This is a genomic window from Peribacillus acanthi (genome assembly GCF_003073175.1).
Lineage (GTDB): Bacteria > Bacillota > Bacilli > Bacillales > DSM-1321 > Bacillus_BN > Bacillus_BN acanthi.
Map to the genome: position 1 here is coordinate 1 of NZ_QBBX01000036.1, position 15,022 is coordinate 15,022.

Genomic DNA, 15,022 nt, shown 5'->3' on the forward strand with positions numbered 1-15,022 from the left:
CCAGCTTCAGGACACTCTCATTCTACCAAGAGGTTATTTTTTTGTTCAAATCTCATTTTCAGTCATTACAGGAATGCTGCCCCTATAGCCATCCATGAAACGCAAAAATCAGCGTTTCACCACAAAGAATGAAAATGTATTGAATCCGTCCATAATGTTTCTAAGGCTGGAAGAGGAAGGTCGAGTCACTATGGTGCCTTAGAGCCCATCCTATAGTCTGACTCCAACAACCACGGTGCACCACAAACTGTCGCTCCCTTACGGGAAGCACTCATGGTAGATTAATCCTAATTCTGATTGTTGCACCAGCCTCGAAATAACAAGCCTAGAAAGGAAGATTTCAGTGGATGTAATCATTGAAAGAGCATGTGGTTTGGATGTCCATAAGGACAATATCACTGCTTGCATTATGACACCAGAAGGAAAGGAGATTCAAACGTTTTCAACTAAAACTGTTTTTCTATTAAAGTTAGTGAATTGGATTAAGGAGAGTAACTGTACTCATGTAGCGATGGAAAGCACAAGTGTATATTGGAAACCTATTGTTAACCTATTAGAGTCTGAAGGAATTGAGTTTTTAGTAGTGAATGCTCAACATATGAAGGCTCTCCCAGGACGCAAAACAGATGTTAAAGATGCAGAATGGATTGCCAAACTTCTTAGGCACGGGCTACTTAAGGCAAGTTTCATTCCTGATCGGAATCAACGAGAATTACGGGAACTTGTACGGTACCGCCGTAGTATTATTGAAGAACGCGCCAGACAACATAATCGGATCCAAAAAGTTTTGGAAGGAGCCAATATTAAATTGGGCTCTGTTGTATCTGATATTATGGGCGTTTCATCTAAGGATATGCTTCGAGCAATTGCAGATGGCGAAGATGACCCTGAAAAACTAGCAAGCTTCGCTCGTCGTACAATGAAAAAGAAAAAAGAAGAACTTAAAATAGCACTTCAGGGCTATGTTAACCCACATCAACGCTTAATGCTCAAAACGATCTTAACTCACATTGATTTTCTAACTGAGCAAATTGAAATGTTAGATAAAGAGATAGCCGAACGAGTTAACTCTTATGAAGAAGAAATTGTAAGATTAGATTCGATTCCAGGAATCGCCAGAAGAATGGCTGAACAAATTCTAGCAGAAATCGGTGCTGATGTTAAAAACCAATTTCTAACTGCAGCTCATCTTTGTTCATGGGCAGCTCTCGTACCTGGACATAACGAAAGTGCTGGGAAAAGAAAATCAACTAAATCTAAAAAAGGAAATAAGTATTTAAGATCAGCATTAACTGAAGCAGCTCAATCTGTAAGAGGTTCAAAAAACTATCTTGGTGCATTGTATCGACGAACAGCAGGACGAAAAGGAAATAAAAGAGCAGCTATTGTAGTTGCCCATGCGATATTGCGGATTGCATATTACTTGTTAACTAGAAAAGAAATGTATGTAGACTTAGGCGAAGACTACTTTGACAAACAAAGACAGGTATCCATTGTACGTCATTCAGTTCGAAGATTAGAAAACTTAGGCTATAAGGTAACGATAACAGAAGCTTCCTAATCCAAAAAACAAGTAAATAAACACCAAGATCAGACGCTCCTCCCCTTTTAAAAAGTAGAATGAGCTGCGTCTATTTAAGTATTGCCATTTTTCGAATCTCACAGAAGTGAATTTTCATGGTAGTGAAATAGAAGACTAATAAAAAAGCGATAACCCTTCTGAATCACCGCCAGTTTGAACACTATTAATAAAGTTGTCAGCCTATTGTAACTTTACTCTCTTTAATAGATCATAAATAATCATTTAAAAATAAAGTATGTGTATTATAATGACGGAGGGCTATCAGGAAGAGTATTTGCTAGAATAATATATATAACTAAATTAGCAGGTAAAATAATAAATAAAAGTCTTACCATAAAAGAAGATATCCCAAAGTACTCAGCTATACCTCCACAAACCCCAGATATAGATCTATCTGTTGATGATTTTCTTAATTTCTTATTCAATGTGATACCCCTCTTATTAAATAGCCCTATACTTAACTAAAAAACATTTTCCATTCCAAAAACGTATATTTATTGAAGCTTTTTTAGCGCTTTTATTGGTGTTTCAAGTTGAATAGAAAGAACAATCAACAATGCAATTATTATCATTAGAAACATGCAAGTAATATTTGAATCTAACATTGATCCAAATATTAAACCTAAAAACACAACCTATTATTATTCCATTGATAACTTTCAAAAATCCTCCCAGCCACAAACAACATATATGTAATATTCTGTATGTGAATTGGATTTCCTTCATCAACTCACCGCTTGTTGAAAAGTAATAATGTGCTTTTGGGCTTCCAGACAGAAACTTGTATAAATTAACAACGTAGCGAAACCATAACTATCAGCCTTTTAGTTATTCCTGCTGAACAGTATTTTTGTACTACGCAGTTAATGACTTGGTATTGTTAGTTAGATAAGATAAGCCCCGTTTAAGTACTTTCTTTCACAAACTACAATAAATTCTTTTATATTCTGAAACAGATGGAAAAGAATATCAGAAAAAACAACCGTCAAACAACGAATTCAACCGATACTTGATTTTCATATTCCAAAACTCAAGTATTACTTGATAGGAATCCTTCCCACAAGAAGCTACACTTACTTTATTCTTATAAAAGAGGTGATTGATTTGTTTGACATGAAAAAAGTAGGAAAACGAATTGTGCAGTTGCGAAAGGAAAATAAAATTACACAGATGGTGCTTGCAGATTTGTTAGGGGTAAGTTTTCAAGCCATTAGTAACTGGGAACGAGGAGAAACAATGCCAGATATCTCTAAACTCCCAGAGCTTGCACGGGTATTTAATGTCACGATAGATGATTTATTATGCGATAGTAAAGGAATAAATTTAGTCAAAGATCTGGTTGAAAATGAAAACCTTACGGAGACAAAGCAAATTGACAAAGAAGAATTCATTAATGTGGCACCAATCCTTACATTAGACCAAGCTGACAGGGTTTATCAAAAAATAGAGGGTCAGTTATCTTTAAAAGACCTTGCATTAATAGCACCTTTCATCAGTCAAGATATCATTGATGAGTTAGCAAAGAAAGAATTTGAAATTAGGGGTCTAAAAGGATTAGCAACAATTGCACCATATATCAGCCAAGAAAATCTAAATGCTTGGGCAGAAAAAGAATTTAAGTTACATGGATTGAGTGGGTTAACAGTCGTGGCTCCATTCATCACTCAGGAACTGATTGATGAATGTGCAAAGCAGGAGCTTGAAACAAATGGGCCAAAAGGATTAACACAGATGGTTCCGTTCATTAGTCAAGAGGTGATTGATGAGAGTGCAAAGAAAGAATTTGAGTTGAATGGTTTGAGAGGATTAGCCTCTATCGCTCACTCTATAAGTGATAATGTGTTAAGTGAGTGTGCTCGAAAAAGTTATGAAGCAAATGGAATTCAATCACTTGTATCCATTGCCCCATTTATAGAGAAAGAATTTCTAAACGAAATGGCTTTAGATGCCATTTCAAAAAATGGGATTAGAGAAGTAATAACTATTATGCCATTTATTGATGAAAATTTGATTAAAGAAATGGTCACTAAATAAAAAAGGTCATAAGGGGTGTACCTATTTGGTTCACTTCTTTTTTGATTGGATGATAGTCGATAAGGCTGTAGTAAAGGTAGTGTGATTGATATAAAATGTGTTAATTTTATTTATAGTTATACTACCCGTTCAAATAGGATTTCAACAAAAAAGGCGATTAAACCGCCTGGATCACCGCCCCCCGATAGCTTAATATGATTTTTTCTTTTTATCCAACTTATCACTTAATTGTTTAAAGTTTTCTACTGCATCAGATAATGAAAATTGGGTTGCTAATGTAATTCCTTTCTGTATAGAATTCCTAGCTTTATCAAATAAATTTGCCTTTATTTGAGCATCTGCAAGTGTATACCAATAGAACCACGCATTCATTTTTGATATTTTATCGTTATAAAATTTTTCAATTGCAGGGTAGTAACTAGAGTATAGTTCTTCATCTAGAACTAATTTTTCTCCATTCCATGTTAAAACATCAACAAAATAGGTATCTGCAATGTACCTTTGCCAAACGGCTATACCAACTTTCTTATTACTTATTAGCTCTATCATATGATACGGAACTTCTGCTATCATCTTTAAAGAATTATTATTCCATTTAAAAATCCCTAGTCTATTTCCTGCTGAAGCACCAATTGTGACACCAAAGAGAAACTCTTTAATACCATCACCAGTTATATCAATAACACCTGAATAATCTAATCCTACCCCCTGTGTTTGGGTCTCCCAAGTCTTTTCCCATCTTTCATTTTCTTTTCTTAATACTATTACGCCATATTGTGAAGGAATTGGTTGTTCTTTTGCCTTTATTTCAAAAGTAATAATAATCTCTTCTTGTCCATCTTGGTTAAAGTCATATAACTGGTATGGTTTAGTTGATTTAGGTTCATTAGGACTTATCAGTATTGAGTTTGGTGGTACAAACTCTTTGAAAATTTTCATAAGTTCTTTATTTTCAGCGTGAGTAAAAATTGGTGAAAGATTTAAAATGACAGATACCAATAAGGTAAGAACAATTATTTTTTTCATCAATAATCCCCTTTATTTAGCTAATATTAGAGATTATTGTCCCCTGATGTTACCCTGAATATCAGAAACCTTAGTTCAACTAAACTCCCCTTTACTTACATAGCTGCATCTAATCTTTATTCAATTAAATAGAGCGATAATCCTTCTGGATCACCGCAATCTCCCTTTAGTCTAATATCAAAAATCCAATCGAAAACAATATTGCTGCAAATATTATTCCGATAATAATTTGCAAAAGCAATTGCTTAAACTTCTTATCATCAATCTGTGAGTCATGACTGTCCTTTAATAAAGACAATAGCCCTAATGTAAACATAGCATCCCATAGTTTCCGTGTTTCTTTATCATTTCCACCATTAATCATATACATCGAACTTCCATAATAATGAGCGATAATCATGCTGGATCACCGCTCCCCGTTTAATAAAACATGTTTATTTATTTTACGTTTTTTACTTTTTTAAATAGATAACTTTGTGTCCTAACTCATCTTGTTCTTCATGACTGACTGCAATTATCCAAGAAAATGAATCATCAAAGATATAATAGTCATCAACAAAAAAATGGTCTAAATCATTTATAAACTTGCTTTTATCCGAAAGAATAAAGACCTCTGTATCATTCCTGTTCCCCACAGTGAAGCAGGAAGCATTTTCACCCATAGGAACTGTAATTTCAGGAAAGAGATATAAATTAATAGATTTTATATTCATTAACAAATTGACTAATTCATTTTCGTGATAAAAATCTAATATTTCAACAAATTCATATAAATCTTCCCAAAGAAAAGGTGATTTATTTTCTAATTCAAGCGAAGTGACAAGTCGATTTATTACTTCTTTAGAATTCGTAATTTTGGTGTAACCCAAGTCCGTTATACGTGAGTTTTCATTCCTAAACAATTGAATATCTCCTCTTTTTCTCAAGATTTTCTCTAAATCGTCTCAAGTATCATCATAATTTCAAACCATTTATTGATGTAGTAACAATAACAAGGGCCCGGTCCTCCAAAGTTCTGGATGGTGCCTAGTTGTCGTTATTTTATATTTCTCATTTATGTAGGATTTTTCAACTCAGAAAAAGAACTACTTCTTATAAATAATTTGTACGGGTGATGATACGATGAGAATCGGTAAATTTGGGGAAGCGAATCATTTAAGTATTGATACCATTAGACACTATATGGATTTAGGATTAATTGTGCCCGAAAAGAAGGGTGGGCAGTATTATTTTGATGAGCGATGTCAAAATGATTTAGAGCTTATTTTGGAATATAAGGGGATGGGTTTTAGTTTACATGAGATTAAAATGATTTTTCTTTATATAAAAATAGGGAAATTTACGGATTATGAAAAAGATCCCTACTATCAATCTCTGTTTTTGGAGAAATACGAGAAGTTGGAACAGGAAATCCATAATTTAGTAAAAAGTAAAGACCAACTAAAGCAGAAATTGGAAGATATATCAGCCAAATCTGCGAATTCTAGCTCAATGATGGGGATTGATTTAAAAGTACTTAATCTACTGAAATGCTTAAAATGTAGTGAATCACTCACGCTTGAAGATGGAATGATCAGTAGGAATCAGATTCTAGAAGGGCAACTAATCTGCGATTGTGGGGAAAAGTATTCTATTGATTCGGGTATATTATGTATCGGTAAACCGTTCCAGTCTATCGCTGGAATTTCATTTGATAATCATATTCCTGAATACATTCAAGAAACCGACCCAGCTTTTTTAGAAAATCTAAATATAGGACTTCACTGGGCAAAAAGAAAGCTGGGTCAAGTTGATTTGCACCATAAAATACTACTTGAGTTAGGAACAGGAGCGGGATTCTTTCTGCGAAATATTTATCAAGAATTGCCTGAGGATTGCCTCTATATTGCTGTGGATCGCAACTTGGAGCGGCAGCGATTTTTAAAAAGGGTGCTTGAAAAGATTGATATCAAAAGAAGGGTTCTTTTTATTTGTGCAGATTTTCTAGACATTCCTATACAGAATCATTCTGTCGATATGATCATCGATCAATCGGGGACAAGCAATTATAGCTTTTCTCATGAGGAGTTTTTGCTTCTTCAAGTGGATTCCCTAGTTAAACCCGACGGATATTTATTGGGGTCCTATTTTGGTTTTGAAAATTTCAGCCATAAAAGCAAAATCGAACCCAAATATAGAGATAACTTTTCAATAAATCAAATTCAGAAAAACATTAGAGCGTTAAAGTACAGGATCCTAGAGGACAGGACTTCTGAAACGATGGATAAAGGCGGGAGGTACGAAGATTTCTTTGTACAGGGTGAAGTGATTTGTACTTATACGTGTTTTGGAAAAAGGTAGGGTTCACCCTATCTTTTGTATTTTTCCATTAAAAATTACATGAAATCTATCTATTGATATGGGGTTCACCCGACGACTTACACTTTATTTGAAAGAAGTGAAGCGAGGTGGATGATTCATGAACGCATTACCAATAAGTATAAGTGGGGAAAAGGACCGACATGAAAGAAAAAACCTATTCCTCTATTCTACTGGGAAAACCGTTTCGATATTTGGTACCGCTATTTATAATTTTACGTTAGGTTTATATGTATTAAAGCTAACAGGCTCGGCGTTAAGTTTTGCAGTTACCCTCATATTAGGCATTATTCCAATGATTCTAATGAATCCGTTTGCCGGAGTGATGGCTGATAAATTCAATAAGAAGACAATCGTCGTTTCGATGGACTTGGCTAACGGAGTGTTGTTAGTTTTTGTTTATGTGTTAAGTAATATAGTGGGATTACATCTATTTCTTATTTATGCTACTACCTTTTTGATGACTTTGTTTACTACCTTCTTTGGGGTAGGGCTAGAAGCAGCAAAGCCTAACATGGTGTCTGAAAAAAGGTTAATGAATATGAATTCCATTAGTAAAATAATTGATTCAGTCGCCACTATTATGGGGCCAGTACTAGGGGGAATGGTGTTTGCCATTTTTGATATCAAAACGTTTATTATCATCAATGGCATATCCTTTATCTTTTCCGGATTTTCGATGATGTTTATTAATTTTAAGCTTTTCAAGCATCATTCCAATGAAGAGTCTTCTGGTGGGAACATTCATATTATTCGAGATATAAAGGATGGATTTCACTATTTGTTAGAAAGAAAGAGTATCATGAATTTGTTTATCCTCTTAATTACATTAAATTTCTTTCTCGGTTTTGCTGTGACTATTCCATTACCCTATATCATTAATACAGTTCTTGAACTAGGTTCAAAGGAATTTGGTATGATCCACGCCGCTTTCCCAGTGGGTATGATCCTAGGGGCTGTACTGGTAAAAAAAATCACTAAAAGAATATCCTATTCCTCTCTCTTAACGTATTTAAGTTTTTCCTTATCGATTTTTATGATCATCATAGGATTCCCAGTCATGCTAGAAGGTTTTCCATTGCAGCCTATCTTTTATATCGTTTTTTACAGCGCGGTCATGTTCTTTATTGGAACCATCGTAGCGTTAATTGATATCCCTATTTCTTTTTTCATGCAAAAGGAGATTCCAGATGAATATAGGGGCAGAGTAATCAGCATGGGTATTAGTATAGGGAAAACGATGCTTCCTATGGCGATGCTGACTTCAGGAGTTCTGTTAAACTTACTTCCATCTTATTTCATGCCTATTGCAGGTGGAATGCTATTCCTTCTATTCAATTTACGTTCCACGACTAAGGTAAACATTGAAATTACTTCAGAAAAAATAGGTGCTTAATATGGTATTTCTCCACATACTTTATACCAAACTCAGGTTACCGGAGTTTTCCAAATAATAGGAAGGTTATTGTTCCGTTTAAGGTCAGGTTAATTCAATAATCGGAAGGAAAAAGGGATGTAGAAAGGGAACTATTTGATATACCAGAGTAAAGAAAGGAGCGAAGGCCATGAGTAAATCATTTATTGAACAAGTACATTATATTAGAATTCCTGTAAAAGATTTAGAACTGTCTGCACAATGGTATAGAGATGTATTAGGGCTCCAGTTACTAAATATTACTGAGGAACTTGCAATTTTAAAAGTAAATGAAGGACCTTTCTTACTTATCTTAGTTCCTACCGAAGATGAAACATTTTCACATTTTACAATTGATAATAAACAAGAATTTAGCATTGGCTTTACAAGTCCAGAATTATCTAAATTTCATCAACACTTAATTGATAATCAAGTTAAGGTCGAGGATATTAAAGAAGATAATGGTCATACCTTTTTCCACTTTTATGACCCAAATGGGAATAAACTTCAAGTACACTGGTAAATCACCTTATTTCATTTACGGATGCTTTAACGGAATAAGAACGGGAACGTCCCAATCAGGCGTTCCCATTTTTCCCCTGAAAAACAACAATACTAGTTAACAAAGTCAAAAAGAAAAGCTGCCAAAATGACAGCTGATTCTTTGTTTATTCGTCTTCATTATTTTTATACTTTAATAGATTTATGATTTCTTCATTTTGCTTTGTAATTATTTTTAAGCTTTTCTTTATTTCTTCAGTTGAATCTGTTATTTTCTTTGAATCTTTTGCTAAAAACGGCAGATAGTACATCAAAAAAATAATACCTCCTAAAAACAGCAACGGAGATAAGATTCCTAGAAACCCCATTTCCTTCTCCCCTTTATATACCATTTAGAAAATTATACCATATGAGTGAGTAATATATTCCGTGTTACACTATCCTACCCCGTTAGTAAAATAAGAAGGATGACTTCTTATAATAAAAAAATGAGCACGTTAATCAGTGCTCATTCCTTATTCAACCATGCCTTCATCTTGTCGATGCTATCCGTATACGGCCGCTTAATGAGATTCCTTTCGTAGCGGGACAGGGTGCTATGGGAGATTCCCATTTCTTTTGCCGCTTCCTGTAGACTCATTCCACGTGATTTACGTTCTTCCACCATGCTCTCCGGTGACACCGTCTTTTCTTGGATGTCTTCCTTAGTGGCTGCCGTTTCCTTTTCGGTCATGCCCATCAATAAATCCGATAGATTAACCGTATCATAGCTTTCACGATCCAATAACAACGTGTCCTCGGCTTCTTGATCACCAGTAATTTCACTGGTCGGGATAATTTGAACCTTCGCCTTCAGCCACGTATTAGTGAACCAGTTCCGTTCACGTTCAATCTGTTCCTCTAAATCAGCATCCTTGTAGCACCATTCTTTGATGATGCCGTCTTCTTGAAGCTTGTCCAGGATATCCTCGAACTGTTCCTTGATTCTGGAGCCATAACGAGGGTTCACATCCAGGTCCATCACCTTAAGCAAGCCTTTTTCCCCTCCGATGTTATACGGACGGAGATAATCCGCACTCTTTTGGCGGATCCGCCATTGCCAGGAGAGGTAACGAGAAAGTCGTTTATGATACTTTTGTTTAATCGGGTGGTATTGCAACGTCTTGATGGCTAATAATCCGCTGCTTTTTTGCGATCCATATAGGAAGTTCGAAAGCAGCTCCCCAGGGCGGATGCTACACTCATAGATACCAATCGGGTTTTCCCCCCGGTACGCCACCGTCACACTGTCCACTACAAAAAGCGGATTGAACTGGACTTGACCGATTTCTTCGATTTTCTCTTGATCTTCACTAATAAACCTTAGATTTTCCCGCTCGATCCTAATCCAGATGGTGGTCAAAGCGGCCAGTCGTTTCATGATGTCGTCTCGCTCTTTTTTTCGGTAAGAGGTCTGATACCCATCCACATCCTGGTTCCTTCCCTGTACTTGCCGTAAGTTCAAGGCATCGTCGGTATGAAAATGGATCATTTGATCTTTATGTGTGACCTGTTGCATCCATAGTATCGAGATGATGTCAAAGATGTCCGCGGTCAAGTCATCCATCGATGAAATCGCCTGTGAGGTGAGGTTTTTCCATTGTTCAATCGCCTCACTGCTCTTCATCTTCAACAATTGGTTTTCTGCCCTGACCTGAGCGGTGGCTTCCAATGCCCGTTCTGCAATCTTGGCAGTTGGGACGCTTGTCGTCACATCAAAATCGTTCTTACTGATCGTTTCCCTAAGCTTATGGAAAAGTAGGGCCGAACCCGATTCTGTAAAACTTTGGTTCAAAAGGCTATTGATAACTTCCCGATTGCTCGATTTGGGGGACTTGACCCTTTTTTCCATAAAAGGCTTGATATAAGGAATGACAAAATCCCGAATAGTATCCCCATAGGGAAGGATCCAGTTATCTAGGTCATGGAGATCAAAGTCATGATTCTTGGACAATCGGTCGATGATGACAATGAATGCCTTTAACGATTGGGAGGGTTGGTAATTCTCCCTATCCGAAGATAATAGGTATTCCATATCCATCTTCCATTCGTCATAGACTTGCGGATATTCCGAAAATATCTCTTTCGAGTAATCGAGGAATTTCTTCTTAAGCGTCTTCATGTTCATGTTGGTCATCCGTTTTCACTCCTTCCTTATGTAAGTCATATATCTTTAGATTCACCGGTACGTAATGTTCTTGGAAGTAGTGGAACGTTTCTTCGGAAATCAAACTATATCCATGCAAAAAACTTACGGTTTCGTAGGAGAGGAACTTGGCGATAGGCGTATTATTCATGATTTCTTGAGACAACCCTGTCAAATCCTCCTTATGAAACAACAGAACGCCATCCTCGTTTCCTTCCAGCTCCCCTAATGGCATTCTCACCGGCACTGGAGTCGCTTTCTTCCTGCACTCAAAAAGAGTCATTCCATCATGATAATAGACCTTCTGGTCGAACTCCTTTTGTTCTTTATAGCATTGAATTTGCCTTTTCATCCAAATCGGCCCACTTGAAAGATTCACCACAGGCTTTGGCATGACACCTCTTGAATGGTAGGTGGATACTTTTCTCCGGTCCCATCCTAGAATTTCTCCCGCTTCCGTGACACCCACCAACACCATCATCCCCATCCTTTCGTGTTCTTCTTCTCTCTTCATTATGAATATTTTCTGTTGTATCTGTCAACAAGGTTATGGCGATCATGGTTGAATAAGAACAATATGGGTTCCCCTGTGATGGGAATCCATAGATTTAATACCGCCTTTTTTCCATTCCAATCAGCGATTCCATTGGCAATAAGGGTGGCACGACAATGCCACATTGGTTGACCCTATATATAAAGGTATATGTTCCTCCTCATATGAAAAACATTGCTGTCATTTTGGCAGCTTTTCTTATTGGACTTAAGGGTACGGTAGAAGAAGGAACAGAGCGAAGGATATCGAATACTTACAATAGAAATACGTACCAAAGCGAAAAACTACTATATCATTTGAAGGGGAATGAAAATGAAAGTTCTCATCGTATTTGCCCATCCAGACGGCCAATCGTTAAACGGGGCAATAAAAGACCTTACAGTAGAAATTTTGGAACAGAATGGTCATCAGGTCATAGTGTCCGACTTATACGCAAAAAAATTTAAAGCCATTGCGGACCAAGACGATTTTCTTGTTCTTAAAAATCCAAACCGACTCAATTATATTTCCGAACAATACCATGCCTTGAAAAATAACACCTTCTCAGTGGATATTGTCGAAGAACAAAAACTAGTAACCTGGGCGGACTTACTTATCTTTCAATATCCAATGTGGTGGACTGACTCCCCCGCGATATTAAAGGGCTGGTTTGATCGAGTATTTTCGTATAGCTTTGCGTACGGTCCAGGTCGATATGAGGAAGGGAACTTAAAAGGGAAAAAGGCCATCGTATCTGTGACTCATGGAGCGGAGGACCTCTCAGAGTATGGAGAAAACGGAATCAAAGGCAAAATGGAAGAGCGATTGTTTAATATTCAACACGAGAAGCTATACTATTGTGGAATGACCGTATTAGAACCCTTTCTGTTCCCGGCAGGTGCAGATGAGGAAACACGATTGCAGCATCTTGAATCTTGGAAGGAACGACTCGTCCATTTAAAAGATGAAATACCTGGATACGTGTAAGGTATTGGGATGCCTCTCCTTATAGATAGAAACAGTACGGGTATGAAAGGAATTTTTAGTACAAAAAAATCGAGAATATTATGGATCGTTCCGATTCTCAAAAATTGAGGACTTATAATACGATTTTAAAAATGTGATATCAAAAAAAAGTGCTCAGAGTCTGCCCTAAGCACTTTTTTATACTTCTTTTACTTCAACTAATAAAGTTCCAGGGAAAGAGATGCTAGTTACATTTTTGCCCCTTGAGTACCGACCCTGTTACACTCATTCCCACCCATTATGCTTAAGATTCTCCTGCAGGGTTTCTATGAAAAACTTGATATCGAGGGGTTTCGTGATATATTCGCAGCACCCTAACGCATAGGCCCGTTCCTTTTGCTCCCTTAGCGCGTTGGCACTTAAGACGATGACCGGGATGTCACAGGTGTGTTGCGCCTCCTTCAAGGTTTTCAGCACATCCTCTCCGGACATGTCCGGCAGGTTCATGTCCAACAGAATCAAGTCCACACGATGTTCGTCCACAGCCCGAAGACCGGAGAGGCCATCCTGGCTATGAATCAAGTCGATGTTCATACCTGAATACTTCACGATTTCCTTTACAAGAAGCAAATTATCCGGATTGTCTTCTATATACAGAACTTTACACTTCCCTGGAGCTTCTCCATCCGCATCAGCTTCCTGTGTACGGTCGATACGCTCTGATGGAACCTGGGATTTCGGGAATGTAACCCAGAATGTGGAGCCTACTCCTTCCTCGCTTTCCACCCCATAATCTCCACCCATTTTTTTAGTGAGTGCAGCCACTATGGAGAGACCAAGACCGGTCCCCTCTATTTCCTTATGAGATGAAGAACGAAACAAAGGAGAAAAGATGCGTGTTTGGAGATCCTTAGAGATCCCCAAACCTGTGTCCCTGACCAAGACCTTAATTCCATCACGCTCCTCCACCGCCCTTACCGTAACCGTCCCCTTTGGAGTGTTATACTTAAGGCCATTGGAAATCAGGTTTAGCATAACCTGCTTAAAGCGGACCGCATCGCATTCTATGGATAGTTTATCATCTGACGGAAGAAGAATAAGCTCCATTTCCCTCTCTTCGGCCTCGTTCTGCATCGACCTAACACAATCAGACAAAATCGGCTTCAAGCGCTCCGGTTTTAGATCCAGTTGAATGTCCCCCACTTCAATCAAGGAGAAATCCAGCATGTCCTTAATCAAAGAGGAGAGGTGCACCCCTGCATTCAGGATTCTCTTTAGTTTGGATTTGTGCGTCATCATCAAGGAATGATCGTCGCTATCCAACAGAATCTGGGAAAACCCAACGATGCTATTCAAAGGAGTTCGTAATTCATGGCTCATTTGGGAAAGGAACCTGTTCTTGGCTTGATTGGCACGAATCGCGTCCTGTCTCGCCTGCTCAACCTTCATTTCAGCCTGTTTCCTATGTGAGATATCCCGGTTAACCCATACATGTCCATAATACTGATCCTTCATATATAAGGAGATAAACTTCCGATTGAACTTGTGCGTTTCATAGTTCCATTCATCGTTCAAAGTCACCTGTTCCGTCCTATCCTCGAAAAAACACGTCGCCCCTTGAATACCCACAGACAATTCCATGGACTTGATCCGCACACAGAGGTGTCGGAGTTTCCCTTTCCATTCCACCTCCATGGTTCCACTTGTTGACTCCTGATGATGGGCCAAAGTCCATTGAATATAACGGGTAACTTCCGGAATATTTATAACATCCGTCATCTTCCGACCCAACACCTCGTCCCGTTTGAAATCGAACATCCTCTCGGAACGTCCATTCACATAGGCGATTTTAAGGTAACCATCCACCATCATGATTGCTTCATTCACATCGTCCAATGCTCTCTCAAACATTCCCACTTCAATCCATCCTTGCCCTATGACTTGTAACATCCAAAATACCTTTACCTTCTGTCTCTCCATCTATCATCTTTCGAGTGAAGAGAGTAAGGACACACGTTTCTTCTATACTAGTTATTTCAATAACATTAACACCTTTGATGCAGGATGGCTATAGACTTTCAGCAATTATCAATGGCGTTTCCTTCCTAGAACTTAATTCTCGGTGTAGTCCCTTTTTCCTGCCGTTGATGTCCTGATTAGGTTCTACCCGAGAAAATAGGTGGAGGTGAATTGTTACATTCTTTTATTCAAGAGAATGTAGTAGATGAATTAATTATCACCATTGCACCAATTCCCATGAATACAGCATCCGATTTAGCAAAGAAGGATCGTGAAAGTAGCAATCCAAACAGCTAACAAAAACGCTCAGTTCATTCTGAACGTTTCAGATTGTCGACAAAAGACATCGAGAGGCCTCCCTCTCGATGTCTTTTGTCATTTTTGGATAGGATTGCGGGTAAAATA

At 37.7% G+C, this 15,022-nt stretch carries 15 protein-coding genes; 7 read left to right on the top strand and 8 right to left on the bottom strand.

The features are described 5' to 3' along the window. Positions 1–343 precede the first annotated feature (343 nt). The gene (locus tag DBX25_RS20090; protein WP_108672533.1) at positions 344–1,561 is read left to right on the top strand and encodes an IS110 family RNA-guided transposase; all 1,218 of its coding nucleotides are present in this window, start codon (positions 344–346) and stop codon (positions 1,559–1,561) included. Positions 1,562–1,824: 263 nt separating this feature from the next. On the opposite strand, the gene DBX25_RS20095 is transcribed toward DBX25_RS20090, so the two are convergent. Further along, complete coding sequence (locus tag DBX25_RS20095; RefSeq protein WP_108672534.1) at positions 1,825–2,007, bottom strand: PspC domain-containing protein; 183 nt, start codon at positions 2,005–2,007, stop codon at positions 1,825–1,827. Positions 2,008–2,695: 688 nt separating this feature from the next. On the opposite strand from DBX25_RS20095, the gene DBX25_RS20100 reads away from it, so the two are divergent. After that, positions 2,696–3,616 (top strand): helix-turn-helix domain-containing protein, encoded by a 921-nt coding sequence (locus tag DBX25_RS20100; protein ID WP_240620450.1) that lies wholly within the window; start codon positions 2,696–2,698, stop codon positions 3,614–3,616. Positions 3,617–3,805: 189 nt separating this feature from the next. Here DBX25_RS20100 and DBX25_RS20105 read toward each other — a convergent pair whose 3' ends face one another. The 3 genes from DBX25_RS20105 to DBX25_RS20115 all read right to left on the bottom strand — a co-directional run bounded on the left by DBX25_RS20105 (position 3,806) and on the right by DBX25_RS20115 (position 5,544). Next, complete coding sequence (locus DBX25_RS20105; protein WP_108672536.1) at positions 3,806–4,642, bottom strand: hypothetical protein; 837 nt, start codon at positions 4,640–4,642, stop codon at positions 3,806–3,808. Positions 4,643–4,808: 166 nt separating this feature from the next. Then, positions 4,809–5,042 (bottom strand): hypothetical protein, encoded by a 234-nt coding sequence (locus tag DBX25_RS20110; protein ID WP_240620449.1) that lies wholly within the window; start codon positions 5,040–5,042, stop codon positions 4,809–4,811. A gap of 52 nt (positions 5,043–5,094) precedes the next feature. After that, positions 5,095–5,544, bottom strand: coding sequence for a hypothetical protein (locus DBX25_RS20115; RefSeq protein WP_108672537.1), 450 nt, complete (start codon positions 5,542–5,544; stop codon positions 5,095–5,097). Positions 5,545–5,764: 220 nt separating this feature from the next. On the opposite strand from DBX25_RS20115, the gene DBX25_RS20120 reads away from it, so the two are divergent. The 3 genes from DBX25_RS20120 (at position 5,765) to DBX25_RS20130 (ending at position 8,937) form a co-directional block, all read left to right on the top strand. Then, positions 5,765–6,982, top strand: coding sequence for a methyltransferase domain-containing protein (locus DBX25_RS20120; RefSeq protein WP_108672538.1), 1,218 nt, complete (start codon positions 5,765–5,767; stop codon positions 6,980–6,982). 118 nt (positions 6,983–7,100) lie between these two features. After that, on the top strand, positions 7,101–8,396 hold the full coding sequence (locus tag DBX25_RS20125; RefSeq protein ID WP_108672539.1) for an MFS transporter: 1,296 nt from the start codon (positions 7,101–7,103) through the stop codon (positions 8,394–8,396). 169 nt (positions 8,397–8,565) lie between these two features. Then, positions 8,566–8,937 (top strand): VOC family protein, encoded by a 372-nt coding sequence (locus DBX25_RS20130; protein ID WP_108672540.1) that lies wholly within the window; start codon positions 8,566–8,568, stop codon positions 8,935–8,937. Positions 8,938–9,082: 145 nt separating this feature from the next. On the opposite strand, the gene DBX25_RS20135 is transcribed toward DBX25_RS20130, so the two are convergent. From DBX25_RS20135 to DBX25_RS20145, 3 genes are all read right to left on the bottom strand, one after another. Next, positions 9,083–9,229: a hypothetical protein gene (locus DBX25_RS20135; RefSeq protein ID WP_157951028.1), complete on the bottom strand. Its 147-nt coding sequence runs from the start codon at positions 9,227–9,229 to the stop codon at positions 9,083–9,085. 194 nt (positions 9,230–9,423) lie between these two features. Further along, positions 9,424–11,091 (bottom strand): helix-turn-helix domain-containing protein, encoded by a 1,668-nt coding sequence (locus DBX25_RS20140; protein ID WP_108672542.1) that lies wholly within the window; start codon positions 11,089–11,091, stop codon positions 9,424–9,426. Further along, the gene (locus DBX25_RS20145; protein ID WP_108672543.1) at positions 11,063–11,614 is read right to left on the bottom strand and encodes a hypothetical protein; all 552 of its coding nucleotides are present in this window, start codon (positions 11,612–11,614) and stop codon (positions 11,063–11,065) included. The genes DBX25_RS20140 and DBX25_RS20145 overlap by 29 nt, the downstream gene beginning before the upstream one ends. A 351-nt stretch (positions 11,615–11,965) precedes the next feature. On the opposite strand from DBX25_RS20145, the gene DBX25_RS20150 reads away from it, so the two are divergent. Further along, a complete protein-coding gene (locus tag DBX25_RS20150) occupies positions 11,966–12,619 on the top strand; it encodes an NAD(P)H-dependent oxidoreductase (RefSeq protein WP_157951029.1) in 654 nt (217 codons plus the stop codon). 264 nt (positions 12,620–12,883) lie between these two features. Here the strand turns inward: DBX25_RS20150 and DBX25_RS20155 are convergent, their stop codons facing one another. Beyond that, on the bottom strand, positions 12,884–14,548 hold the full coding sequence (locus DBX25_RS20155; protein WP_170110153.1) for an ATP-binding protein: 1,665 nt from the start codon (positions 14,546–14,548) through the stop codon (positions 12,884–12,886). 240 nt (positions 14,549–14,788) lie between these two features. On the opposite strand from DBX25_RS20155, the gene DBX25_RS21695 reads away from it, so the two are divergent. Continuing rightward, complete coding sequence (locus DBX25_RS21695) at positions 14,789–14,914, top strand: hypothetical protein (protein WP_276309652.1); 126 nt, start codon at positions 14,789–14,791, stop codon at positions 14,912–14,914. Positions 14,915–15,022 lie beyond the last annotated feature (108 nt).

Bases quoted from the DNA above. Each gene is read 5' to 3' on its own strand.
- DBX25_RS20150 (WP_157951029.1), top strand. From the start codon at position 11,966: ATGAAAGTTCTCATCGTATTTGCCCATCCAGACGGCCAATCGTTAAAC.
- DBX25_RS20100 (WP_240620450.1), top strand. From the start codon at position 2,696: ATGAAAAAAGTAGGAAAACGAATTGTGCAGTTGCGAAAGGAAAATAAA.
- DBX25_RS20155 (WP_170110153.1), bottom strand. From the start codon at position 14,548: ATGTTACAAGTCATAGGGCAAGGATGGATTGAAGTGGGAATGTTTGAG.
- DBX25_RS20110 (WP_240620449.1), bottom strand. From the start codon at position 5,042: ATGATTATCGCTCATTATTATGGAAGTTCGATGTATATGATTAATGGT.
- DBX25_RS20145 (WP_108672543.1), bottom strand. From the start codon at position 11,614: ATGAAGAGAGAAGAAGAACACGAAAGGATGGGGATGATGGTGTTGGTG.
- DBX25_RS20125 (WP_108672539.1), top strand. From the start codon at position 7,101: ATGAACGCATTACCAATAAGTATAAGTGGGGAAAAGGACCGACATGAA.
- DBX25_RS20140 (WP_108672542.1), bottom strand. From the start codon at position 11,091: ATGACCAACATGAACATGAAGACGCTTAAGAAGAAATTCCTCGATTAC.
- DBX25_RS20130 (WP_108672540.1), top strand. From the start codon at position 8,566: ATGAGTAAATCATTTATTGAACAAGTACATTATATTAGAATTCCTGTA.
- DBX25_RS20120 (WP_108672538.1), top strand. From the start codon at position 5,765: ATGAGAATCGGTAAATTTGGGGAAGCGAATCATTTAAGTATTGATACC.
- DBX25_RS20105 (WP_108672536.1), bottom strand. From the start codon at position 4,642: ATGAAAAAAATAATTGTTCTTACCTTATTGGTATCTGTCATTTTAAAT.